Annotated in this window: 21 protein-coding genes and 1 pseudogene; 11 read left to right on the forward strand and 11 right to left on the reverse strand. The window is 73.5% G+C overall.

Translation table 11 applies throughout. The features are described 5' to 3' along the window. Positions 1-232: 232 nt before the first annotated feature. Together IGS69_RS31395 and IGS69_RS31400 are read right to left on the reverse strand one after the other, a co-directional pair. Complete coding sequence (locus IGS69_RS31395) at positions 233-2482, reverse strand: heavy metal translocating P-type ATPase (RefSeq protein ID WP_190903836.1); 2250 nt, start codon at positions 2480-2482, stop codon at positions 233-235. Between the two features lie 2 nt (positions 2483-2484). Then, a complete protein-coding gene (locus IGS69_RS31400) occupies positions 2485-2697 on the reverse strand; it encodes a heavy-metal-associated domain-containing protein (RefSeq protein WP_190903837.1) in 213 nt (70 codons plus the stop codon). A gap of 199 nt (positions 2698-2896) precedes the next feature. Between IGS69_RS31400 and IGS69_RS31405 the strand changes: the two genes are divergently transcribed. Beyond that, positions 2897-3892: a hypothetical protein gene (locus IGS69_RS31405; RefSeq protein WP_190903838.1), complete on the forward strand. Its 996-nt coding sequence runs from the start codon at positions 2897-2899 to the stop codon at positions 3890-3892. Between the two features lie 3 nt (positions 3893-3895). On the opposite strand, the gene IGS69_RS31410 is transcribed toward IGS69_RS31405, so the two are convergent. After that, positions 3896-5734: a glycoside hydrolase family 15 protein gene (locus tag IGS69_RS31410; RefSeq protein ID WP_190903839.1), complete on the reverse strand. Its 1839-nt coding sequence runs from the start codon at positions 5732-5734 to the stop codon at positions 3896-3898. A 381-nt stretch (positions 5735-6115) separates the two neighbouring features. Next, positions 6116-6895, reverse strand: a complete 780-nt coding sequence (locus IGS69_RS31415) for a DeoR/GlpR family DNA-binding transcription regulator (protein ID WP_190903840.1) — start codon at positions 6893-6895, stop codon at positions 6116-6118. Positions 6896-7012: 117 nt separating this feature from the next. Between IGS69_RS31415 and IGS69_RS31420 the strand changes: the two genes are divergently transcribed. After that, positions 7013-7894: an SIS domain-containing protein gene (locus IGS69_RS31420; RefSeq protein WP_190903841.1), complete on the forward strand. Its 882-nt coding sequence runs from the start codon at positions 7013-7015 to the stop codon at positions 7892-7894. 13 nt (positions 7895-7907) lie between these two features. Beyond that, positions 7908-8768, forward strand: a complete 861-nt coding sequence (locus IGS69_RS31425) for a class II fructose-bisphosphate aldolase (protein ID WP_190903842.1) — start codon at positions 7908-7910, stop codon at positions 8766-8768. A gap of 23 nt (positions 8769-8791) precedes the next feature. Here the strand turns inward: IGS69_RS31425 and IGS69_RS31430 are convergent, their stop codons facing one another. Next, positions 8792-9922, reverse strand: coding sequence for a methyltransferase (locus IGS69_RS31430; RefSeq protein ID WP_190904721.1), 1131 nt, complete (start codon positions 9920-9922; stop codon positions 8792-8794). A 68-nt stretch (positions 9923-9990) separates the two neighbouring features. On the opposite strand from IGS69_RS31430, the gene IGS69_RS31435 reads away from it, so the two are divergent. The 4 genes from IGS69_RS31435 (at position 9991) to IGS69_RS31450 (ending at position 13435) form a co-directional block, all read left to right on the forward strand. Beyond that, the gene (locus IGS69_RS31435; RefSeq protein WP_190903843.1) at positions 9991-10632 is read left to right on the forward strand and encodes an alpha-ketoglutarate-dependent dioxygenase AlkB family protein; all 642 of its coding nucleotides are present in this window, start codon (positions 9991-9993) and stop codon (positions 10630-10632) included. 88 nt (positions 10633-10720) lie between these two features. Next, positions 10721-11968, forward strand: a complete 1248-nt coding sequence (locus tag IGS69_RS31440) for an ROK family protein (RefSeq protein WP_190903844.1) — start codon at positions 10721-10723, stop codon at positions 11966-11968. 143 nt (positions 11969-12111) lie between these two features. Then, the gene (locus IGS69_RS31445; RefSeq protein WP_190903845.1) at positions 12112-13002 is read left to right on the forward strand and encodes an NAD(P)-dependent oxidoreductase; all 891 of its coding nucleotides are present in this window, start codon (positions 12112-12114) and stop codon (positions 13000-13002) included. Between the two features lie 10 nt (positions 13003-13012). Beyond that, entirely contained in the window at positions 13013-13435 is a 423-nt protein-coding gene (locus IGS69_RS31450; protein ID WP_190903846.1) for a PPOX class F420-dependent oxidoreductase, read from the forward strand. Between the two features lie 18 nt (positions 13436-13453). On the opposite strand, the gene IGS69_RS31455 is transcribed toward IGS69_RS31450, so the two are convergent. The 3 genes from IGS69_RS31455 to IGS69_RS31465 are packed head-to-tail and all read right to left on the reverse strand — an operon-like array spanning position 13454 to position 15511. Next, positions 13454-14362: a phosphotriesterase family protein gene (locus IGS69_RS31455; protein ID WP_190903847.1), complete on the reverse strand. Its 909-nt coding sequence runs from the start codon at positions 14360-14362 to the stop codon at positions 13454-13456. Beyond that, positions 14359-14937: a DUF4865 family protein gene (locus IGS69_RS31460; RefSeq protein ID WP_190903848.1), complete on the reverse strand. Its 579-nt coding sequence runs from the start codon at positions 14935-14937 to the stop codon at positions 14359-14361. Before IGS69_RS31460 ends, IGS69_RS31455 begins: the two co-directional genes overlap by 4 nt. 10 nt (positions 14938-14947) lie before the next feature. Next, the gene (locus IGS69_RS31465; protein ID WP_190903849.1) at positions 14948-15511 is read right to left on the reverse strand and encodes a TetR/AcrR family transcriptional regulator; all 564 of its coding nucleotides are present in this window, start codon (positions 15509-15511) and stop codon (positions 14948-14950) included. Between the two features lie 179 nt (positions 15512-15690). Between IGS69_RS31465 and IGS69_RS31470 the strand changes: the two genes are divergently transcribed. Further along, positions 15691-15975, forward strand: coding sequence for an SHOCT domain-containing protein (locus tag IGS69_RS31470; RefSeq protein WP_190903850.1), 285 nt, complete (start codon positions 15691-15693; stop codon positions 15973-15975). Positions 15976-16077: 102 nt separating this feature from the next. Then, positions 16078-16185 (forward strand): annotated as a pseudogene (locus tag IGS69_RS34860) (ABC transporter ATP-binding protein); the annotation flags it as partial. Positions 16186-16247: 62 nt separating this feature from the next. Here IGS69_RS34860 and IGS69_RS31475 read toward each other — a convergent pair. Together IGS69_RS31475 and IGS69_RS31480 are read right to left on the reverse strand one after the other, a co-directional pair. Further along, entirely contained in the window at positions 16248-16781 is a 534-nt protein-coding gene (locus tag IGS69_RS31475) for an ATP-binding protein (protein ID WP_190903851.1), read from the reverse strand. A 183-nt stretch (positions 16782-16964) separates the two neighbouring features. Continuing rightward, positions 16965-17288 (reverse strand): hypothetical protein, encoded by a 324-nt coding sequence (locus IGS69_RS31480; protein ID WP_190903852.1) that lies wholly within the window; start codon positions 17286-17288, stop codon positions 16965-16967. Between the two features lie 533 nt (positions 17289-17821). Between IGS69_RS31480 and cds1 the strand changes: the two genes are divergently transcribed. Continuing rightward, entirely contained in the window at positions 17822-18946 is a 1125-nt protein-coding gene (cds1, locus tag IGS69_RS31485; protein WP_190903853.1) for an L-cysteine desulfhydrase Cds1, read from the forward strand. A gap of 149 nt (positions 18947-19095) precedes the next feature. Here the strand turns inward: cds1 and IGS69_RS31490 are convergent, their stop codons facing one another. After that, positions 19096-19926 (reverse strand): DeoR/GlpR family DNA-binding transcription regulator, encoded by an 831-nt coding sequence (locus IGS69_RS31490; RefSeq protein WP_190903854.1) that lies wholly within the window; start codon positions 19924-19926, stop codon positions 19096-19098. 290 nt (positions 19927-20216) lie between these two features. On the opposite strand from IGS69_RS31490, the gene IGS69_RS31495 reads away from it, so the two are divergent. Then, entirely contained in the window at positions 20217-22604 is a 2388-nt protein-coding gene (locus IGS69_RS31495; RefSeq protein ID WP_190903855.1) for a hypothetical protein, read from the forward strand. Positions 22605-22629 lie beyond the last annotated feature (25 nt).

Genomic DNA, 22629 nt, shown 5'->3' on the forward strand with positions numbered 1-22629 from the left:
CACGCTCGGCGCCCCTGCGAGCCGGTACCTCCCGGGTGCCCCGACGGCGGACGCCCACCCCCGTGAGCCGGGACACTGACCACATGTCACTCCTGGCCCACCGGGCCCTGGGCGCACTGGACTGTTGCAGGCCGGCGGCGAGGCCCGGACCGTACTCCCCGGGGTGCGCCCGCGCCGCCGGCTGTTCCGGCGCTACACGCTGGTGTGGCGCCACCCCTGATCCGCCGATGCCTCAGCCGGTGGCCCGGAAGGTGCGCAGCCGCAGCGAGTTGCCGACCACGAAGACCGACGAGAAGGCCATCGCCGCCCCGGCGATCATCGGGGTGAGCAGGCCGGAGGCGGCCAGCGGCAGGGCCGCCACGTTGTAGGCGAAGGCCCAGAACAGGTTCGAGCGGATGGTGCCGAGCGTGCGGCGGGCGAGCCGGATGGCGTCGGCCGCGGCCCGCAGATCGCCGCGCACCAGGGTCAGGTCGCCGGCCTCGATCGCGGCGTCCGTGCCGGTGCCCATGGCCAGGCCCAGATCGGCCTGGGCGAGGGCCGCCGCGTCGTTGACACCGTCGCCGACCATCGCCACCGACCGGCCCTCGGCCTGGAGCCGCTTGACGACGTCGACCTTGTCCTGCGGGAGGACCTCGGCGATGACCTCCTCGATGCCCACCTCGCGGGCGACGGACCGGGCCACCGCCTCGTTGTCACCGGTCAGCAGGATCGGCGTCAGGCCGAGCGCCCGCAGCCGTCCGACCGCCTCCGCGCTGGTGTCCTTCACCGCGTCGGCCACCTCCAGCACCGCGCGCGCCTCGCCGTCCCACGCGACCGCGATGGCCGTGCGCCCGGCGTCCTCGGCCGCCGCCCTCGCCCCGGCCAGTCCCTCGGGAAGCCGCATCGCCCAGTCGGCCAGCAGCCGCTCCCGGCCGACGAGCACCGCGTGGCCCTCGACGACGCCCTGCACACCGAGGCCGGGGACGTTGGCGAAGTCCTCGGGCGTCGGCAGCGCGCCCAGCTTCTCCAGCGCCCCGTCGGCGACGGCCCGGGCGATCGGGTGCTCGGAGGAGTGCTCCAGCGCCCCGGCCAGCCGCAGCACGTCCGCCTCGTCCGTGCCCTCGGCGGTGTGCACGGCCAGCAGCGTCATACGACCGGTGGTGACGGTGCCGGTCTTGTCGAGGACGACGGTGTCGACCCGGCGCGTGGACTCCAGCACCTCCGGGCCCTTGATCAGGATGCCGAGCTGGGCGCCCCGCCCGGTGCCCACCATCAGCGCGGTCGGGGTCGCCAGCCCCAGGGCGCACGGGCAGGCGATGACGAGGACGGCGACCGCGGCCGTGAAAGCGGCCGTCAGCCCGACGCCGTTGCCCAGCCAGAAGCCCAGCGTGCCGAGCGCCAGGGCGATCACCACCGGCACGAACACCGCGGAGATCCGGTCCGCGAGCCGCTGCGCGGCGGCCTTGCCGTTCTGCGCGTCCTCCACCAGCCGGGCCATCCGGGCGAGTTGGGTGTCGGCGCCCACCCGGGTGGCCCGTACGACGAGCCGTCCGCCGACGTTGACCGTGGCGCCGGTGACCGGGTCGCCCGCGCCCACCTCGACCGGGACGGACTCCCCGGTGAGCATCGAGGCGTCCACGGCGGAGGACCCCTCTTCGACCGTACCGTCTGTCGCGATCTTCTCGCCGGGCCGGACCAGGAAGCGGTCCCCGGCCGTCAACTCCGCGACCGGGACGGTCTGTTCACGGCCGTCGGCCCGCAGCACGGTGACGTCCTTCGCGCCCAGCTCCAGCAGCGCCCGCAGCGCGGCGCCCGCCTTGCGCTTGGCCCGGGCCTCGAAGTACCGCCCGGCCAGGATGAAGGCGGTCACACCCGCGGCGGCCTCCAGGTAGATGTTCCCGGCGCCGTCCGTGCGCTCGATGGTCAGCTCGAAGGGGTGGGTCATGCCGGGTGTGCCCGCGGTGCCGAAGAACAGCGCCCACAGCGACCACAGGAAGGCGGCCGAGGTGCCCACCGAGATCAGGGTGTCCATGGTGGCGGCGCCGTGCCGCGCGTTGGTGAACGCCGCCTTGTGGAAGGGCCATGCCGCGTAGGTCACGACGGGCGCCGCCAGGGTGAGCGACAGCCACTGCCAGTACTCGAACTGCAGCGCCGGGACCATCGCCATGGCGACGACGGGAACCGACAGCACCACGGCCGTGATCAACCGCTCGCGCAGCGGCCGCAGGTCGTCGGCCTCCTCGGACGGGCCGGTCTCCCGGGCGGGGGGAGTGGGCTCCTGCGCGGTGTACCCGGTGGCCTCGACGGTGGCGACGAGATCACCGACGGAGACGTCGCCGGAGTAGCTGACCCTGGCCTTCTCGGTGGCGTAGTTGACGGTGGCGGTGACCCCCTCCATGCGGTTGAGCTTCTTCTCGATGCGCGCGGCGCAGGAGGCGCACGTCATGCCGCCGATGGCGAGCTCCACCTCGGCGCCGGTGCCGGTCGATGTGCCGGTGCTCATGCTCAGACCCTCCCGGTCAGCTCGTAGCCGGCCTCGTCGACGACCTCCGCGATCATGTCGTCGTCGGGCTCGGCGGCACTGGTGACGGTGACCTGGCCGCTGCCGAGGTCGACCTCGACACCGCTGACGCCGGTCAGCTCCCCGATGACCTTGGTCAGCGTGGCCCTGCAGTGGCCGCAGGACATTCCGGAGACGGCGTAGGTGGTGGCGGGCATCGGGTGCCTCCTCGGGACGGTACGACGGATGGGGTTGCATACGGGGCGGGGGTACCTCCCCGTCGACTTCAGGTATACCCCCACCGGGTATACGATGCAAGCGCCGAAACCACTTGACTCGATACCCCCCAGGGGTATGGTGAGCTGTATGAAGGCCCCGCGTTCGAGCGGGGGCCGGCATCTGAAGGAGCCGACGGCCATGAACACCGGACTCAGGATCACCACCTTCGCCGCCGCACTGGCAGCGACCTTCGGCGCGGCCTACGGCGTCGGCCGGGGCATCGACCCCGTCGTCGCCGACAGCCCCCCGAAGCACGGGGACGAGCACAGCCGGCCGCCCGCACAGGAGCAGGCGGAGGGCGGCGGTCATGGCGGACACGACACGCCCCCCGCCGGCGGACTGCAGGTCTCCGAGGGCGGCTACACCCTCGACCTCGACACCCCGCGCGTCACCGCGGGCAAGCAGGCCGGCCTGCGCTTCACCGTCCGCGACACCGGCGGCCGGGCGGTCACCGCCTACCAGCGCGAACACGACAAGGAACTGCACCTCATCGTGGCCTCACGCGACCTGGTCACCTACCGCCACCTGCATCCCACCCGCGCCGCCGACGGCACCTGGAGCACCCCCGTGAACCTCCCCCGCGCGGGCGGCTACCGCGTCTTCGCCGACTTCACCCCGGCCGGGAAGAACGCCGAGAACCTCACCCTCGGCGCGGACCTCGCCGCCTCCGGCCCGTACGAGGCCCGGCCCCTGCCGCCCGCGAGCACCACCGCCCGGGTCGACGGCTACGAGGTGAAGCTGTCCGGCGCCCCGCAGCCGGGCAGGGCGAGCGAGCTGAAGCTGAGGGTCTCCCGCGACGGCAGGCCCGTCACCGACCTCCAGCCCTACCTCGGCGCTTACGGCCACCTGGTCGCCCTGCGCTCCGGCGACCTCGCCTACCTGCACGTCCATCCGAACGGCGAACCGGGCGACGGCACGACCAGGCCCGGACCGGACATCTCGTTCACGGCCACGGCACCCAGCTCCGGCGCCTACCGCCTGTTCCTCGACTTCAAGCACGACGGCAAGGTGCACACGGCGGCGTTCACCGTCCGCGCCGGGGGAGCGGCGGCCGGCTCCGGTACCCCCGAGGGGCATGCGGACGACGGCTCCGGTACCCCCGAGGGGCATGCGGAGGACGGTCACGGGCACTGAGCGTCAGCCGAGCGCCCGGTCCAGGTTGAACGCCGCGCTGATCAGGGCGAGGTGGGTGAACGCCTGCGGGAAGTTGCCCTGCTGCTCCCCGGTGTGGCTGATCTCCTCGGCGTACAGGCCCAGGTGGTTGGCGTAGGTCAGCATCTTCTCGAAGGCCAGGCGCGCCTCGTCGATCCGGCCCGCGTGCACCATCGCCTCGACGTACCAGAAGGAGCAGATGGAGAACGTGCCCTCGTCACCGCGCAGCCCGTCGGGGCTGGACCGGGGGTCGTAGCGGTAGACCAGCGAGTCGGACACCAGCTCCTCGGTGAGCACGTCCAGCGTCGACAGCCACTTCGGATCGGTGGGGGCGATGAACTTCGTCAGCGGCATCATCAGCACCGCCGCGTCCAGGACGTCGCCGTCCTCGTGCTGGACGAAGGCCCCGCGCTCCTCGGACCAGCCCCGGCTCATGATCCGCCGGTAGATCGTGTCGCGGCACTCCCGCCAGCGCGGCAGGTCGGCGGGCAGGCCGCGCCGGTTGGCCATCCGGATGGCCCGCTCGATGGCCACCCAGCACATCAGCCGCGAGTACAGGAAGTTCTTGCGCCCGCCCCGCGTCTCCCAGATCCCCTCGTCGGACTGGTCCCAGTGCGCGCACACCCAGTCCACCAGTCCGCACACATCGTCCCAGTGGCCGCTGGAGATGGGCTTGGCCCACTTGTCGTAGAGGTAGATGGAGTCGATGAGCGCGCCGTAGATGTCGAGCTGGAGCTGGTCGGCCGCCGCGTTGCCGACCCGTACCGGCGCCGATCCGTGATGGCCCTCCAGATGGTCCAGGGTGCGCTCGGGCAGCTCGGTGCGGCCGTCGATGCCGTACATGATCTGCAGCGGGCCGGAAAACTTGCCGTCACCCGGGCTGATGTGCCGGGTCACGAAGTCCATGAAGGCCTCGGCCTCGCCGGTGAAGCCCAGCCGCAGCAGGGCGTAGACGCAGAACGCCGCGTCGCGCACCCACACGTACCGGTAGTCCCAGTTGCGCTCGCCGCCCAGCTCCTCGGGCAGGCTCGTCGTCGGCGCGGCCACGATCGCCCCGGTCGGCGCGTAGGTGAGCAGCTTCAGGGTCAGGGCCGAGCGGTGCACCATCTCCCGCCAGCGGCCCTTGTACCGGGAGGCCGACAGCCAGCGCCGCCAGTACGCCACCGTCGCCGCGAACTGCTCCTCGGCCTCCGTGCGCGCACACCGGCGGGGCGTCACCTCGCCGCCGACCTTGTCCAGCGCGAAGACCGCCGTCTCGCCCTCGGAGAGCTTGAAGTCGCCGCGTACATCGGGCCCGTCGGTCTCCAGCGGCACGGTCGCGGTCAGCGCCAGCGCTAGCCCTGGCGCTTCGAACACCGCGGTGTCGCCGGTCAGCCGGACGGTGTGCGGCAGGGAACCGTAGTCGAAGCGGGGTGCCACGCGCGTATGAAACGGGATCGAGCCGCGTACGCACACCACCCGCCGGATCACCCGGTGCCGCTCGGCCTCGGCCGGCCCGCCGCCGACCGGCATGAAGTCCTGCACCTCGCCGACCCCGTCCTGGGTGAAGAAGCGGGTGATCAGAACGTTGGTGTCAGGGAAGTAGAACTGCTTGGTCCGCGCCGGCACCGACGCCGCCAGCTCGAAGCAGCCGCCGCGCTCCGCGTCCAGGATCGACGCGAACACGCTCGGCGCGTCGAAGGCCGGGCAGCAGTACCAGTCGATGGTGCCGTCGGTCCCTACCAGGGCCACACTGCGCAGATCGCCGATCAGCCCGTGCTCGGCGATCGGCACGTAGCGCCGGCCGCCGCCCGGCACGCCCCGGTCTTCTGCGGCTTCACCCATGACGGCCTCCCTGCCCGGTAGGCGCTTCAGCCCCAGCCTAGAACCGCCCACGGACGGCCGCCGTCGGACGACTCCACGACGACGACGGCCGCCGTCGGACGGCTGCCGTCGCACGGTTGCCGTTGTGGAGTCGCCGTCAGGCCGTGATGCCTCGCATCTCGACTTCTTCGAAGCGCCGCACCGTCTCCGCACGGCCACCGCCGGACGTCGCTGCCGCACGGCCGCCGCCGGACGTCGCTGCCGCACGGCCGCTGCCGAACCGTCGCTGCCGCACGGCCCGCTGCCGGACGGCTGCCGCCGCACGGCCGCCGACGGACCGTCGCTCTCGGACGGCTGCCGCCGCACGGCCGCCGACGGACCGTCGCCGTCGTGGCGTCGTCGTCAGACCGTGATGACCCGCAGCCCCGCCTCCTCGAAGCGCCGGACCGCGCCCGCGTCGGCCGCCGTGTCCGTGACCAGTGTGTCCACCGCCTCGGCCGGGCAGATCCGGGCGAACGCCCGCTGCCCCAGCTTGCTGGAGTCCGCGGCCACCACCACCCGCTCCGCACGTTCGCACAGCAGCCGGTTGATCGCGGCCTCCGCCTCGTCGTGGGCCGTGGCGCCGTGCGTCGCGTCGAACGCGACCACGCCGAGCACCGCCACATCGACCGTGATCTGCCCGAGCACCCCGTCCGCGAGCGGCCCCACCAGCTCGTACGACTGGGGGCGGGCCACCCCGCCGGTCAGCACGATCTTGAACTGGGGCCGCACCACCAGCTCACCCGCGATGTTCAGCGCGTTCGTCACCACGGTCAGCGCGGGCGAACCGGACGCCAGATCCCCGCGCACGGCCAGGGCCCGGGCCACCTCGGTCGTGGTGGTCCCGCCGGTGAGCCCGACCGCCTCGCCCGGCGCGACCAGATCCGCCACCGCCTTGGCGATGCGCTGCTTCTCGGAGGCACGGCGGGCCGTCTTGTAGCGCAACGGCAGCTCGTACGACACACCGTGTACGACCGCGCCGCCCCGGGTGCGCACGAGCATCTGCTGCTCGGCGAGCCCGTCGAAGTCACGGCGGATCGTCGCCGCCGACACCCCGAGCTCCGCCGCCGCGTCCTCGACGTCCAGCCGGCCGCGCTCCACGAGCAGTTCCAGCAGCGCCTTCCAGCGGGCGTCGCGCGACATCCGCACCTCCACGTATCGATCTCCGGCGACCCTAGCGCACCCGATTCCGCCCGAATGCTTGATGATGCTCGAAAGCTGGCGATACCTTGCAGGAACAAGCAGAGCGGAGGGTGCGGTATGACGCATGTCGAGGACGAGCTGACCAGCCAGCCCGAGTGCTGGGCGCGTGCCGCGTCGCAGGCGCCCCGATGGGCGAAGGTACTGCCGGCGCCGGGGGAGCGGGTCGCGATCGTCGGCTGCGGCACCTCGTACTTCATGGCGCAGGCCGCCGCCGCCCTGCGCGAGGGCGCGGGGCAGGGCGAGACCGACGCGTTCGCCGCCTCGGAGTTCCCCCACGGCCGCCGCTACGACCGGGTCGTCGCCCTCACCCGCTCCGGCACCACGACCGAAGTCCTGGACCTGCTGGGCCGCTTGAAGGGCGGCACCCCGACCACCGCGATCACCGCCGACCCGGACACGCCCGTCAGGACGGCCGCCGACGCCCTCGCCGTCCTGGACTTCGCGGACGAACGCTCCGTCGTCCAGACCCGGTTCGCGACCACGGCCCTCACCCTGCTCCGCGCCCACTTCGGCCTCCACCCCGACACCGCCGTCACCGACGCGCGCACCGCCCTCGCGGAGCCGCTGCCCGAAGGGGCTGTGCAGTGCGGTCAGTTCACCTTCCTGGGGCGCGGCTGGAGCGTCGGACTGGCCAACGAGGCCGGGCTGAAGATGCGCGAGGCCGCCCTGGCCTGGGCGGAGGCCTACCCCGCGATGGAGTACCGGCACGGCCCCATCAGCATCAGCACCGAGGGCACGGCCACCTGGATGCTGGGCGACGCACCGGACGGACTCGCCCAACAGGTGCGCGACACCGGCGCGTTGTGGATCGCCGGGGCACTGGACCCGCTCGCCGAACTCGTCCGCGTCCACCGGCTGGCGATCGCCGTCGCCGCCTCCCGGGGGCTGGACCCCGACACCCCACGCCACCTGACGCGCTCGGTGATCCTCGAACCCTGACCCTGGAGACCCCGTGCCCCTCACCACCACCGGCGACCTCGTCACCGCCGCGGCGGCCGCCCGCTCGGCCGTCGCCTCCTTCAACGTCATCACCCTGGAACACGTCGAGGCCGTCATCGCGGGTGCCGAGTCGGTGCGCGCCCCCGTCGTGCTCCAGGTCAGCGAGAATGCGGTCAAGTTCCGCGGCGGACACCTGCTCCCGCTCGCCCGCGCGGCCGTAGCCGCCGCCGAACACGCCGCCGTCCCGGTCGCGTTGCACCTCGACCACGTGCGGAGCGACACCCTGCTGCACCAGGCGGCGGACGCCGGCTTCAGCTCCGTGATGTACGACGCGGCCCGGCTGCCCTACGCGGAGAACCTCGCCGCGACCCGGGCGGCGGTCGAGCGGGCGCACGCCCAAGGGCTCTGGATCGAGGCCGAGCTGGGCCAGATCGGCGGCAAGAACGGCAGACCCCCGCTGGACGCGCACGCACCCGGCGCCCGCACCGACCCCGACGAGGCACGCGTCTTCGTCGCCGACTCGGGCGTGGACGCCCTGGCCGTCGCCATCGGCAGCTCCCACGCCATGACCACCCGCACGGCGGCCCTCGACCACGCCCTGCTCAAGCGCCTGTCGGCCGCACTGGACGTCCCGCTCGTCCTGCACGGCTCCTCCGGCGTCCCGGACGACGAACTCACGGCGGCGGTCGCGGGCGGCATCACCAAGGTCAACGTCGGAACGGCCTTGAACATCGCGCTGACCGGTGCGATCCGGGAGTTCCTCGCCGAGCGGCCCGAGGCGGTCGACCCGCGCGGTTACCTGACCCTCGGGCGGCAGGCGATGACACGGGCGGTGGCGAGGATCCTCCAGACCCTCGGCGCCGCTACCGCTTGACGGCCTCCAGACCCTCGGCGCCGCTACCGCTTGACGGCCTTCAGCACCACGAACTTCGGGTCGCTCGCGACGAGCCGGCTGTTGCCGAACAGCTTCCGCAGCTTCACGTGGTAGCCCAGGTGCCGGTTGCCGATCACCCACAGCTCCCCGCCCGGCCGCAGCGCGCGCCGCGCCCCGGTGAACATCCGCCAGGCCGTGGCGTCCGTCGTCGCCTGGTGGGAGTGGAACGGCGGGTTGTTCAGAACCAGGTCGACACTGCCGGAGGGCACGCCCGCCAGTCCGTCGCCGACCCGGAACTCGGCATGCCCCGATACGCCGTTCGCCTTGTACGTCGCCTCCGCCGAGGCCACGGCCTGGAAGGACTCGTCCACGAACAGCACCTCGGCGTCCGGGTCGGCCAGCGCCACCGAGGTACCCACGACGCCGTTGCCGCACCCCAGGTCCACCACCCGCCGGCCCCGCCCCCCGGGCAGATGCCGGAGGAAGAACCGCGTCCCGATGTCGAGCCGGTCGGCGCAGAAGACCCCCGCGTGATTGACGACGGTGCCTCCCGCGGCGGCGCCGATCCCGTCCGGCAGCGTGTAGACGTACGGCCACGGATTGCCGGGCCGCTCCAGGGCGGGCTCCGGTGTGCAGAAGATCAGCCGGGCCTTCCTCTCGGCGAGCGAGGTGCGGGTCGGGCCGAGGATCCGCTCGAACAACGCCAGCGTCGAGGTGTGGATCTCCTTCACCATGCCCGTGCCGACGACGACCGTCCCCGCGTGCACGGCCGGAGCCAGGCGCAGCAACTGGTCCTCCAGCAGCGCCAGGCTCTTCGGCACCCGCACCAGCAGCACGTCGATCCGCTCCGGCGGCGGATCCTGCGTGGTGAGCAGCCGCACCGCACCCGGCTCGACGCCGGCCCGGGCGAGGTTGGCCCGGGTCGCCTCCTGCGCGAGGTGGGAGTCGGTGATCTGCACGGGCCGGTGCGCGGCGAGCGCCGTGACCAGCGCGCCCCAGCGGTCCCCGAGGACCACGACCGTGCCGTCCAGCGCCACCCGCTCCTCGGCCAGGTGCCTCAGCAGGTACTCGTCCGAGGCGTCCCAGGCGCGCAGCCTGTCGCGCGGGTCCTCGGGGAAACGGGTCAGCGCCGGCTCGCCCCACGGCGTCGTCATACGGTCGTCCATCGTGCGACCAGGCTAGCCGAGCCCCAGTTCAGGGCGTGTCGGGCACCATGGAAGGCATGGACGCCGAGCTGTTCCCCAGGGACCGCACGCAGGTCGCGCCCGGCGCCGTGCACCTGCCCGACTGGCTGGACGCCGAAGAACAGCGGGCGCTGCTGCACGCCTGCCGCGACTGGGCCCGCCCGCCCGCCGGGCTCCGCACGGTCCGCACACCCGGCGGCGGCACGATGACCGCCCGGCAGGTCTGCCTCGGCTGGCACTGGTATCCGTACGCCTACGCCCGCACGGTCGCCGACGGGGACGGCGCCCCGGTGAAGCCGTTCCCGAGGTGGCTCGGCGAACTGGGCCGCCGGGCGGTGCACGACACCCTGGGCGGGCCGGCGCCGGACTACGACATCGCACTGATCAACTTCTACGACGCCGACGCCCGCATGGGCATGCACCGCGACAGCGACGAGAAGTCCGAAGCGCCGGTGGTGTCGCTGAGCCTCGGCGACACCTGTGTCTTCCGCTTCGGCAACACCGAGGCGCGCACCCGGCCCTACACCGACGTCGAGCTGCGCAGCGGCGACCTGTTCGTCTTCGGCGGCCCGTCCCGCCTGGCCTACCACGGCGTCCCACGCGTCCACCCCGGTACGGCACCGCCCGGTCTGGGCCTGACGGGCCGGCTGAACGTCACCCTCCGGGTCAGCGGCCTGTGATGCCCGGCCACCCGCATCGCCGCTCGTCCCCGCCGCCCGGCCGGCAGGCTCGGTCACCGTCCCTGCGGATCATGGGAGACTCGCCCTCATGAGCGGGAAGGCGGACCCCCGGCAGGCGGGGAACGGGAGCACTGGGAGAGCGCGGCTGGACCGGGGGCGCGGAGCACTCGGACCCGCACTGGAACTCGTGCACACCGGACGCGCTCCCACCCGGGCCGTGCTCACCGCCGAGCTCGGGGTGACACGGGCGACGGCCGGTGCGGTCGCCGCCGAGCTGGAGGCACTCGGGCTGATCCGGGTCGACGCCAGGCCCGGCGCTGCGGCCGGCTCGCAGGGCAGGCCCTCCCACAAGCTGGCCGTCGCCGACGACGGGCCCGTCGCGCTCGCCGCGCAGGTGCACGCTGACGGCTTCCGGGCGGCGCTGGTCGGACTGGGCGGGCGGATCGTCGCCACCGCGCCCGGCTGCGAGGTCGTCGACGCCGACCCGGCCAAGGTCCTCGCCTCCGTCGTCGAGGCCGGCGCCGAGCTGCTGCGCCGGACCGGACGGCGGTGCGTGGGCGCGGGCCTCGCCGTGCCCTCCGCCGTCGCCGAGCCCGAGGGGCTGGCCCTGAACCCCCTCCACCTGGCCTGGCCCGCGGGTGCGCCCGTGCGGGACATCTTCGCCGAGCAGGTGCGCGCGGCCGGCCTCGACGGACCCGCGTTCGCCGCGAACGACGTCAACCTCGCCGCGCTCGCCGAGCACCGGCACGGCGCCGGCCGCGGTTCCCGTGACCTGCTGTGCGTGGCCACCGGCCACCGCGGCGTCGGTGGCGCGCTCGTCCTCGACGGCCGCCTGCACCGGGGCAGTTCGGGCCTCGCGCTGGAGGTCGGGCACCTCACCGTGCATCCCGAGGGCCGCCCCTGCCACTGCGGCAGCCGCGGCTGCCTCGACGTGGAGACCGACCCGCTGGCCTTCCTCACGGAGGCCGGACGCGAACCGGGCCCCGAGGTGTCCCTGCTCCAGCAGTCCATCGACCTGATCCGCCACCACTACGACGACCCGGGCGTGCGCACCGCCGCCGAGGTCATCGTCGACCGCCTCGGTCTGGGCCTGGCCGGCCTGGTCAACATCCTCAATCCGGACCGCATCATCCTCGGCGGCCTGCACCGCACCCTCCTCGACGCCGACCCCGGCCGCCTCCGCGCGGTCGTGGCCGACCGCAGCCTGTGGGGCCAGAGCGGCGGCGTCCCCATCCTGCCCTGCACCCTCGACCACAACAGCCTGGTAGGCGCGGCCGAACTGGCCTGGCAGCCGGTCCTGGACGATCCGCTGGGAGCGCTGACCGCGCGGGGGTGAGCGGGCACCGGCCGTGCTCCGGCGAGACTGATCCCACCGGTATCAGGCTTGGCCGCGCCGCTTCCGGGAAGGCGCGCCGCCGAGCGGGCAGGCTGGGTCGCAGGCAGTCCGTCCGCACCCGCACCACCGAGGAAGTTGACGCAATGACCGACAAGCTCACCGTGAGCGTCCTGGGCACCGGCATCATGGGCGCCGCGATGGCCCGCAACCTCGCCCGGGCCGGACACACCGTCCACGCCTGGAACCGCACCCACGCCAAGGCCGAGCCGCTGGCAGCCGACGGCGTGCGGATCGCCGACACCCCCGCGCAGGCCCTCCAGGACGCCGATGTCGTCCTGACCATCCTCTACGACGGTCCCGCCGCACTGGACACGATGCGCGAGGCCGCCCCCGCCCTGCGCCCCGGCACCGCCTGGGTGCAGTCGACCACCGCGGGCCTCGAGGACGTGGCCGAGCTGGCCGCCTTCGCCCGCGAACACGGCCTGGTCTTCTACGACGCCCCCGTCCTCGGCACCCGCCAGCCCGCCGAGGCGGGGAAGCTGACCGTGCTCGCGGCCGGCCCCACCGAAGGCCGCGAGAAGGCGACGCCGGTCTTCGACGCCGTCGGCGCCCGGACCGTGTGGTGCGGCGAGGACGGGGCCCAGGGCGGTGCCACCCGGCTGAAGCTCGTCGCCAACAGCTGGGTCCTCGCCGTCACGGCCGCCGCAGGCGAGGCCCTCGCCCTGTCCGAGGCCCTCGGTGTCGACCCCCGCGGCTTCCTCGACCTCATCGCCGGTGGCCCGCTCGACATGGGCTATCTGCGCGCCAAGTCCGAGCTCGTTCTCGAGAACAGGCTCACGCCGCCCCAGTTCGCCGTGAGCACCGCCGCCAAGGACGCCCGGCTGATCGTCGAGGCCGGCACCGCGCACGGGGTACGCCTGGACGTCGCCGAAGCGGCCGCCGCCCGCATGGAGCGTGCCGCCGCGCGGGGCCACGCCGACGAGGATATGGTCGCGGCCTACTTCGCCAGCTTCGACGACAAGACCGACTCCTAGGAGGTTCCCCATGTCCAAGCCGCCGCTGCCGCCCGAGGCCGACGAACTGCTGAGCGGGCCCAACCCGTGCGTCATGGCCACCCTTCGCTCGGACGGCGCACCCGTCTCCGCCGCCACCTGGTACGCGTGGAAGGACGGCCGTGTCCTGATCAACCTCGACGAAGGCCGGGTACGGCTGAAGCACATGCGCCGCGACCCGCGCGTCACCCTCACCGTCCTCGCCGCCGACAACTGGTACACCCACGTCACCCTCATCGGCCGCGTCGCCGAGATGTACGACGACGAGGACCTGGCCGACATCGACCTCCTCGCCCGGCGCTACACCGGCAAGCCCTACCCGGACCGCGACCGCCGCCGGGTCAGCGCCTGGATCGAGGTCGACCGCTGGCACGGCTGGGGCGCGCTGAAGGACAGTGACCAGGCCGGCGGCTGAGCCCGTCGGCCTGACCGGTCAGCGCCACTCGGTCCCGAACGCCCGGCCCGGGTTCTCCGTGAGGATGCGCTCGACCAGCTCCTCACCCACGGCGTGCACGAGCCGGGGCCGCACCCGGCGCAGCAGGTAGGGCATCCCGGGGCCGCCGTCCACCGAGCGGGCGGCGGCCGTGGTGGTGTCCGCACCCAGCAGCACCCGGTCGCCGAACCCGGCCTCGGCGAGCGCCCGGACGGCCTCCGGCATCCGCCAGTCCGTGGCGTGGTGGGCGAGGGAGGGCCCGTCGAAGGCCAGATAGCAGCCGGACTCGGCCGCCTGCCGGTGCACCACGAGATCGGGGGAGCGGTTGAGATGCCCGAGCACCACGCGGTGCGGCGGCACCCCCGACTCCCCGCACAGCAGGTCCAGTACGTCCAGCGCGCCGGTGCCCATCTCCAGGTGCACGGTGATCGTCGCGCCCGTCGCGTGATGCGCCTCGGCCGCTGCCGTCATGGTCCAGCGGGCGTGCGCGTCCAGCGCGTGGAAGCCGCCCGCGACCTTGACCAGACCCGCCCGCACCCCCGACGTCCCGATGCCCACGGTGAGTTCGGAGACGAAGACCTCGGCGAGCCGGCTCCGCAGCCCGGCGAGCGTGTCCTCGTCGTAGTGCACGGCCTGGTGCAGACCGGTCGCGGCCACCACGTGCACGCCCGTCTCGCGGGACAGCGGCGGCAGATCGGCAGCCCGCCGCCCGAGCCCGTACGGCGTCCACTGCACGACGGTCCCACCGCCCTGCTCGCGGAACGCGACCAGCTCCGCCCGCGCCGCCGCCAGGCTGCGCAGCTCCTGACCGGGCAGCCGGGGACTGCCGAGGAACAGATGGTCGTGGGCGTCGCACACGCCCAGGTCCGCGGGCGGCACGTCCCCCAGGACCGTACGGACCGCGCTCACCACTGGCGTCCCCGGGGCAGCCGGTCCCGGCCCGGCGCGGACAGACGCAGCACCTCGAACACCTCGCCGTCGGCCTTGGGCGGGTCCTGCTCCCAGAGGGAGAAGTGCACCAGTTCCCAGCGGCTCGTGTCGACGGCCGCGGCGGCACACAGGGCCCCGCTCTGCGCCGCCAGCCGCCGGGCCTCGCCCACCGCGTCCTCCACGACCTCGGCCAACAGCCCGCCCTCCGGCACGGGTTGGCGGCGCCGTACCGCCAACCGCGCGTGCGAACCGTCCCCTTCCTCGTATGCGAGGCCCGTCCACTGCCGCGCCGAGGGCCGCCCGAAGTCGTCACCGACTCCCTGGAACCCGCCGCCCCACAGGAAGGAGTTCATGCCCTCGACGGTGTTCCACAGGTAGAAGGGGGCGTACTGGTTGACCGGCGAGCCGCGCAGGCCCCGCTCGCGGACCAGATAGGCCTTGAGGCCGAGTCCGTCCCAGTCGTCGAGCAGATGCCCCCGGCGGGCGACGCGGTCGCGGATGACGCCCATGTCGTAGTCGGCGGGCAGGGTGATCTCGTACTGCAGGGCGTGCATGGAGGTCTCCTCAGGAGGCCCGGGGTGCCAGCAGGGAGAGCAGCCCCCGGACACCCGCGTCGAACACGGCGGGGGAGCCGGAGGCGCGGGCGAGGACGTAGCCGCCCTGGACGGTCGCGACGACCGTTGCCGCGATCTCCCCGGCGTCGAGGCCGGGCGCGAACCGGCCCTGCGCCTTTCCCTCTTCGACGATCGCGGCGATCCGCCCGCGCAGCCAGTCGAGCGTCTCCTCGACGGGTGCGCGCAGCTCGGGGCTCGCGATCACGTCCGGGTCCATCGTCAGCCGGCCGACCGGGCAGCCCCGCAGCACGTCGCGCTCGCGCCGCAGATATGCCTCGATGCGCTCGTAGGGCGTGCCCGGGCCGTCGAGTACGTCGGCGGCGGTGGCGCGCATCTCCTCGGCGGTCCGCCGGATCGCGGCCAGGGCGAGATCGGGCTTGCCCTTGAAGTGGTGGTACATGCTGCCCTGCCCGGCGTCCGCGCGCTCCAGGATCGCCTTGGGGCTGGTGCCCGTGTAGCCGCGCTCCCACAGCAGCTCGCGGGTGGACTCGATCAGCCGTTCCGGGGTGCTCATACCCGGCACTGTACATACTAGTAGTTACAGAAGTCGAGGGTGCGAGGAGCAGAAGGGTCCCGCCCGTCTACTCCCCACGCGGTACGCACGGTGTCGCTGCCAGTACGACGACCGGAGCCCCTCGCCGGACGACTCTGGAAAGCGACACGGAACACGAAGCGATCGAGGAGTTGGACGACATGCGGACCCTGGCGAACTTCGGCGACGGCGGCGGGCCCGGCCCGTGGATCCTGCTCTTCCCGGTGATCTGGGCGCTGCTGATCGGCGGCGGCATCGTGCTGCTGCGCCGCACGGTGTGGCGCGGACGCCGCGGCGGCCCCTGGCAGCGGCCCACCGTCGAGAGCGACTCACCCCTCGCCGTACTCGGCCGCCGCTTCGCCTCCGGCGAGATCGACGAGGACGAGTACTGGCGCCGGCTGTCCGTGCTGAACGAGGAGTTCGGCCGCAGGGGAGGCGCGGCATGACCACGACGACCGCCACGATGCCCGCCGCCCGGGTCATCGACGCGGTACATCACCCACTCTGCCCCGGACCTGGCGAGCGGGGCGACCCGGCGTGGATCGAGGCGCTGCATGGTCACCCTCGGTCCCGTCGCCGCCGCCCTCGCCGATGAGGTCGTCTTCCTCGCCGACGGCCGCCTGGTCGACCGCAGGGAGTCCCCGACCGCGGACCGCGAGCGCACACCCGACGGCGTGCGCCCCCGGGTGCCCCCGAGGGGACGGTGGTCACCGCCCGGTCAACCGGCAACGGCGGACCGGGCGGGAGCATGGTCGGGCCGGAGCCCGTCGGTCGAAGCGCCGACCTCGGCGAACCGGCGCGCCGGTTTCTCCTGGATCGTGCGCCGGGAGCGGAGCGACGGCGACGTCACCACGGGGGCGGACGTCGGCAGGGTGAACCACACGACCTTGCCGGACTCGCCGTCCGGCCGGACGCCCCAGCTCTCACTCATGGCGGCCACCATCGCGAGCCCACGCCCGCAGGTCGCCAGCGGCTCGGCCTCGTCGATCACGGGCATCCGCGGATCCCCGTCGCGCACCGAGACCGTGAGCCGGTCGAGCAGCAGCTCTATCTCCACGGTGCACGTCTTGTCCGGCTGGGCATGCCGGTGGACGTTGGACAACAGCTCCGTCACGCCGAGCGAGGCCCGGTCGATCAGGGGGTCGAGATGCCAGTAGCGCAACTGCGCAGATACGATTCTGCGGACCTGGCCGATCCGCGACGGCAGGGCTTGGAGCTCCACCGTGCAGTGCCTGCTTGGGTAGCTGATCACGGCTGCGACTCCCCGACGTGAGGTCCGGAAGAACACGGGATTCGGATCCAGCAGGGCGCCTGCGTGACACTGCCGCCTGCTGTCGTGGCCGGCGGGCTGGTTCGCAGCGTTATCGCCGGTAAACCCAGAGTGACGTGAGACCAGAGTGACGCAGGGGATGAGGTACCGCAACTCGCGGACATCTCAGCCGTCACGCCCCGCTGCCCGGCGCACGGCTTCGATGAAACGCCGCGCGGCCGGCGGGCCGGGCTCTCCCGGGGCGGGGTCGTGGTCGCCCAGGGTGAGCAGGTACCGCTTGCCGTTGAGATCCGCCGTGGCCCGGTCATCGGGGCCGAACCAGGGCTTGGAGGCGCGCACGGCCTGCACCGGCGCGCTGTCGATCTCACTGCCGTAGCTGGTCAGCAGCTCGAGCCGGCCGTCACTGATGCGGACCTGGCCGGCCCGGGTGAGCGACCGCAGCCGCTTCCCGATCCGCACGCCCGTGGCCCTGAACTCCGGCTCTCCCATGCCACCCGCCCCCTCCTGCGCGTCGGCGTACCGGCCCCCTGCGCGGTGCCCGGTACGGGCTCGTGTCCTGATCCAGTGTGCCCCGTCCGGACGCATGGTCCCCTCCGGGCGGGGCGTCCCGCCCGGCCCGGCCGTGCGGTGTGCCCCTCGGTCCCACGCCCCGGCCTGCGGTGCCGGAGGTGTGCCCCTCCGTCCCACGCCCCGGGGGGTGTGGTGCCGATGCCCGGAAGCCTGCTCCGGGAGGCGGTCGTGCCCTGCGCTCACCCTGTCCGGGGCCTTGGTCCCGCCGTGCAGTCTGCCCCCGCCCGGCGCCGAGCACCAGTGCCCGCGAGCCCCCCGCCTGGGGGCGCCCGCAGCACACTCGCCCATGCGCCCCCAGGAGTGCGCGCCCCCTTGCCCCGGGTCCTGCCCCTGGGGGCGCTTTGGGGGGCTCAAAGATGCGTTTATGCAGGTGAGGAGCGTGCGCCGGGTGTCTATGATCGGAGGGGTCGGCCGCGCGACGCGTCGGCGGCGCGCAGCGTTAGGAGCCCCCCGTGAGCACTCCCCAGCAGACCCGGACCGGCGTGACCCTCGACGTCGACCACAGCGACACCGGCTACCGGGCCTGGCTCAAAGAAGCCGTCCGCAGAGTCCAGGCGGACGCCAACCGCTCGGCCGACACCCACCTGCTGCAGTTCCCCCTGCCGGAGCGGTGGGGCATCGACCTCTATCTGAAGGACGAGTCCACCCACCCCACTGGCAGCCTCAAGCACCGCCTCGCCCGTTCCCTCTTCCTCTACGGCCTCTGCAACGGCTGGATCCGGCCGGACCGGCCCGTCATCGAGGCGTCCAGCGGCTCGACGGCCGTCTCCGAGGCGTACTTCGCGAAGCTGATCGGCGTGCCGTTCATCGCCGTCATGCCGCGCACGACGAGCACCGAGAAGATCCGCCTGATCGAATTCCACTCCGGCCGCTGCCACTTCGTGGACGACCCGCGCACGATGTACGAGGAGTCCGCCCGCCTCGCGGCCGAGACCGGCGGCCACTACATGGACCAGTTCACCTACGCCGAACGGGCCACGGACTGGCGCGGAAACAACAACATCGCCGAGTCCATCTTCCGCCAGCTGCGCCTGGAGCGGTTCCCCGAGCCGGCGTGGATCGTCGCCACGGCGGGCACCGGCGGCACCTCCGCGACCCTCGCGCGCTACGTCCACTACATGCAGTACGACACCCGCGTCTGCGTGGCCGACCCCGAGAACTCGTGCTTCTTCGAGGGCTGGACCACCGGCGATCCGGACGTCACCTGCGACTGCGGCTCGCGCATCGAGGGCATCGGCCGGCCCCGCATGGAACCGAGCTTCGTGCCCGGCGCGATCGACCGGATGATGAAGGTGCCCGACGCGGCAAGCGTCGCCGCCGTACGGGCCCTGGAGCGCGCCATCGGCCGCAAGGCCGGCGGCTCGACCGGCACCGGGCTGTGGAGCGCGCTGAAGATCGTCGCCGAGATGGTGTCCGAGGGCCGGCACGGCAGTGTCGTGACCCTCCTGTGCGACCCGGGGGACCGGTATCTCGACAAGTACTACTCGGACGCCTGGCTGGCCACACAGGGGATCGACACGAGGCCGTACACGGCCGCGATCGACTCGCTTCTGGAGACGGGCGTCTGGCCGGACTGAGGCACCGGCCTTGCCGGAACCGGGCCGGCCGAAGCCGCATCCTCAGGCCGCCAACCGGCGTTCCAGCGGCCGCAGTCGACGAGCCATGGGCGCAGCTCTCCTGGACGGGCGCGGGTGATGCCGGGAGCGTCATCCTGGCCGGCGCCCCGTCAGATGTCCGTGTCGTCCTCGGGCTCGCCGGCGACCACCAGCCGCCGCAGATGCTCCGTGACCACCCCGCGCGCCTCGTCCGGCAGGCCGGCGTCCGTCACGAGCGTGTCGATCCGCTCCAGCGAGGCGAACGAACTCAGGCCCACCTTGCCCCACTTGGTGTGGTCGGCTACCACGACCACGCGACGGGCCGACTGCACGAGCCGCCGGTTCGTCTCGGCCTCCGCGAGGTTCGGCGTCGACAGGCCGGCCTCGACCGATATGCCGTGCACCCCGAGGAACAGCAGGTCGAAGTGGAGCGCCGCGATCGCCTGGTCGGCCACCGGCCCCACGAGCGAGTCGGAGGGCGTGCGCACCCCGCCCGTCAGCACGACCGTGGCCGCGCCCTGCCGCGGGCCCGAGGTGCGCTGCGCCGCGTGGAACACGTCGGCGACCCGCACCGAGTTGGTGACCACCGTGAGGTCCGGGACGTCCAGCAGCTGGTGCGCCAGCGCGAAGGTCGTCGTACCGCCCGACAGGGCGATCGCCGCACCGGGCGCGACCAGCTTGGCCGCAGCGCGTGCGATGTCCTCCTTGGCGGTCAGCTCCAGGCCGGACTTGGCCTCGAAGCCGGGTTCGTGCGTACTCGCCTCGACCACCGGGACCGCGCCGCCGTGCACCTTCTCCAGCACGCCCTGGCGGGCGAGCGCGTCGAGGTCGCGGCGGACGGTCATGTCCGACACGCCGAGCTTGCGGGTCAGTTCGTTGACCCGGACACCGCCCCGGCGCCGGACCTCGTCGAGGATCAGGGATCGCCGCTGCTCCGCGAGGAGGTTCTGATTCTCGCTCACGTACGCTCCGGTCCTTTCGCCTCAATGCCGTCCGACACCCCCCGCACCGGCTCCGACTAGGACATTCTTACTGGCTCCGGTGCGAGGACGTCCCATCCTCGCATGGCGCGGACCGGAGAGCGTCACCGCGCTCACTCGTCGCGCACATGCCACCGCCGGCCCTTTTCCGCTCCCGCTTCATCACGGATCGGGGAGATTCCGTGACAGGAGGTGTGGGGCGCCGCCGAAGTGGAGATCCTTGTGCCCGCACGGACGGAGCAGACGACGTGTCACGGGGGAAGTGCGAATCAGTGGAACGTGCGCAGGAACAGGCCTCGACCAGCGGACCGGACGGTCCCGCGGCCCGGCCCGGCGAGCCCGGGACCGCCCTGGAACTCCTGGTCCACGGCGTGGGCGGCACCACGCCGCAGGAGATGCTGAACGACCCGCGGACGGTGCGGATCACCGGCGACCACACCGCGGCCGTCTTCCGGCGCGCCGACGACGTCGACGCCGAGCACAGCCCGGACGACCGCCGCCGCGACGGACCGGTGCCCGAGGCCTACGTCTGGTGCAACCTCACCTCCGGCAACGGCACCCGCGCCCTGTGGCTGCTGCTCCTGCCGTTCATGGTCGTCAACCTCGCCCACTGGATGCGCCCCACCGCCCACGGCCGCCGCCGCACCGTGCGCCTGTACGGGCTCCTGGTACGGCTCGCCGGGCTCACGCTGACGGTGCTGCTCGTCGCCGCGGCCTGCGAGGTCGCGCTCGACCTGGCGGCCTGGCAGTGCGCGGGCACCGCGGCGTGCGCGGACCGCCACTCCTGGCTGGGCTTCCTCTCACCCACCGTCTCGGACGGCGGCTGGTGGAGCGCCCCCGGCCGCAGACTCGCCCTCGCCGCCGTCGTGCCCACCGCCCTGACCGTCCTGCTCTGGTACCTGTCCCGGCGCACCTGGAGCGACTACGAGTCCCAGCAGCCCATCGAGCGTGTCCCCGAGCCCGAGGGGGAGGGCGGCCCGACCGCGCTCGGCCGGCCCGGCTTCTGGTACGGGCGCCGGCTGGTGGCCCGGCTGCGTGCCGCGCACACCGCCGCCGGCCTGATCACGGTCGCCGCCGCGGTCGGCAGCGCCGCCGCCCGCTACGACCGACGCCCCGGCGGCCCGGCCGTACTCGACGCTCTGGGACTGATGCTCGAAACGGCCCTCGCCGTCTGCGCCGTAGCCGTGGTGTGGGTGGTGTGCCGCCGCGGCCGCAGCGAGAAGCGCCTGGACCGCACGCTCGACGAACGCTTCGTACGGCGCCTGCCGCTCGCCGCACTCGCCCTGCTCCTCCTCGCCGTGCTGTACGCCGGGTGGGAGCGCCCGGGGTGGACGTCGCGGGGCCGGCTGCCGGGTGACACGACCTTCGGTGGGATCGCCCTGGTGCAGGGCCTGCTGGTGATCGTCCTCGGCGTCGTGGCATACGTCCTGCACCGCACCGACCCCGACCGGCGGGCGGTGCTGCGGGGCCTGGGCGGGCCCGCCGTGGCGATGCTGGCCTGCGCCCTGGGCGGCGTGATGTCCGGTGGTGTGTCCCAGCGTGTGTCCGACTGGCTCGACGGCACCGGGGCGTCGATCGACGGCCCGCCGGTGCTGCTGACCTGGCAGGCGTCCGTGATACCGCCGCTGCTCGTCGTGCTGCTGGGGCTGTTCGGCTGGCTGGCCCACCGCGCCTGGCAGCTCGCCCGCGCCGAGCGCGCCGCGGTGGCACTCGACTACCCGGACGAGGCCCAGGACCGCGCCCGCACCCGGCGTATCGCCTACACCCGCGCGATGGCCTCCCTCACCGACCGGGGACCCCGCATCGTCGCCGTCACCTCCGGCGTCACCCTGCTGCTCGGCGCCGGAGCCCTCGTGGGCGCCCTCGCCACCGACGAGACCCCGGGCGAGGCCGCGCAGGGCACCTACCCCGTCGTCCACGGCGCCGCCGAGACCGCACAGGCCCTCGGCTCCTGGCTGATCGGCCTCGGCTTCATACTCTTCGTCACCTGGGGCCGGCGCGCCTACAAGGACCCCGCCGCCCGCCGCACCATCGGCATCCTGTGGGACGTCGGCACCTTCTGGCCACGCGCCTCCCACCCCTTCGCCCCGCCCTGCTACGCCGAGCGCGCGGTGCCCGACCTGACCTGGCGGATGGCGACCTGGACCCGCGCCACCGGCGGACGACTGGTCATCTCCGGGCACTCGCAGGGCAGCGTGCTCGCCGCCGCCGCGGCCTGGCAACTCGCCCCGTCCGCCCGCAAACGGGTCGCGCTGTTGACCTACGGTTCCCCACTGGAGCGCCTCTACGGCCGCTGGTTCCCGGCGCACTTCGGGCCGGCCGCGCTCGGTTCCCTGCACCGGGACGTCGACTGCTGGCGCAACCTCTACCGGCTCACCGACCCCATCGGCGGCCCGATGCGCCTGCCCGGCGCGCAGGTCGACCACGCCCCCCTGATGGACCCCCTCGCCTACGGCCGCACCGCGCTGCTGCCGCTGCCCGCCCCGATCCTCGGACACTCCGACTACCAGGCCGACCCGGCCTTCGCCGAGGAACGCCGCAAGCTGCTGGCCCGGCTCCGGCCGACGGCTCCGGATGCCCCCGAAGGAGAGGCCTCGGAGGGAGCGGAGGCGCCGGACGTGCCGTCGCCACGGCACGAGCCCGAGCCGCCCGCCGCATAGGCGGGCGCCGCGTAGCGCCGCGTAG

Source organism: Streptomyces tuirus, assembly GCF_014701095.1.
Lineage (GTDB): Bacteria > Actinomycetota > Actinomycetes > Streptomycetales > Streptomycetaceae > Streptomyces > Streptomyces tuirus.

Coding starts and splice junctions, on each gene's coding strand:
- IGS69_RS31440 (WP_190903844.1), top strand. CDS start 10,721: ATGAGCGGGAAGGCGGACCCCCGGCAGGCGGGGAACGGGAGCACTGGG.
- IGS69_RS31410 (WP_190903839.1), bottom strand. CDS start 5,734: ATGGGTGAAGCCGCAGAAGACCGGGGCGTGCCGGGCGGCGGCCGGCGC.
- IGS69_RS31420 (WP_190903841.1), top strand. CDS start 7,013: ATGACGCATGTCGAGGACGAGCTGACCAGCCAGCCCGAGTGCTGGGCG.
- IGS69_RS31415 (WP_190903840.1), bottom strand. CDS start 6,895: ATGTCGCGCGACGCCCGCTGGAAGGCGCTGCTGGAACTGCTCGTGGAG.
- IGS69_RS31480 (WP_190903852.1), bottom strand. CDS start 17,288: ATGGGAGAGCCGGAGTTCAGGGCCACGGGCGTGCGGATCGGGAAGCGG.
- IGS69_RS31395 (WP_190903836.1), bottom strand. CDS start 2,482: ATGAGCACCGGCACATCGACCGGCACCGGCGCCGAGGTGGAGCTCGCC.
- IGS69_RS31470 (WP_190903850.1), top strand. CDS start 15,691: ATGCGGACCCTGGCGAACTTCGGCGACGGCGGCGGGCCCGGCCCGTGG.
- IGS69_RS31430 (WP_190904721.1), bottom strand. CDS start 9,922: ATGACGACGCCGTGGGGCGAGCCGGCGCTGACCCGTTTCCCCGAGGAC.
- IGS69_RS31445 (WP_190903845.1), top strand. CDS start 12,112: ATGACCGACAAGCTCACCGTGAGCGTCCTGGGCACCGGCATCATGGGC.
- IGS69_RS31435 (WP_190903843.1), top strand. CDS start 9,991: ATGGACGCCGAGCTGTTCCCCAGGGACCGCACGCAGGTCGCGCCCGGC.
- IGS69_RS31405 (WP_190903838.1), top strand. CDS start 2,897: ATGAACACCGGACTCAGGATCACCACCTTCGCCGCCGCACTGGCAGCG.
- IGS69_RS31460 (WP_190903848.1), bottom strand. CDS start 14,937: ATGCACGCCCTGCAGTACGAGATCACCCTGCCCGCCGACTACGACATG.
- IGS69_RS31465 (WP_190903849.1), bottom strand. CDS start 15,511: ATGAGCACCCCGGAACGGCTGATCGAGTCCACCCGCGAGCTGCTGTGG.
- IGS69_RS31450 (WP_190903846.1), top strand. CDS start 13,013: ATGTCCAAGCCGCCGCTGCCGCCCGAGGCCGACGAACTGCTGAGCGGG.
- IGS69_RS31400 (WP_190903837.1), bottom strand. CDS start 2,697: ATGCCCGCCACCACCTACGCCGTCTCCGGAATGTCCTGCGGCCACTGC.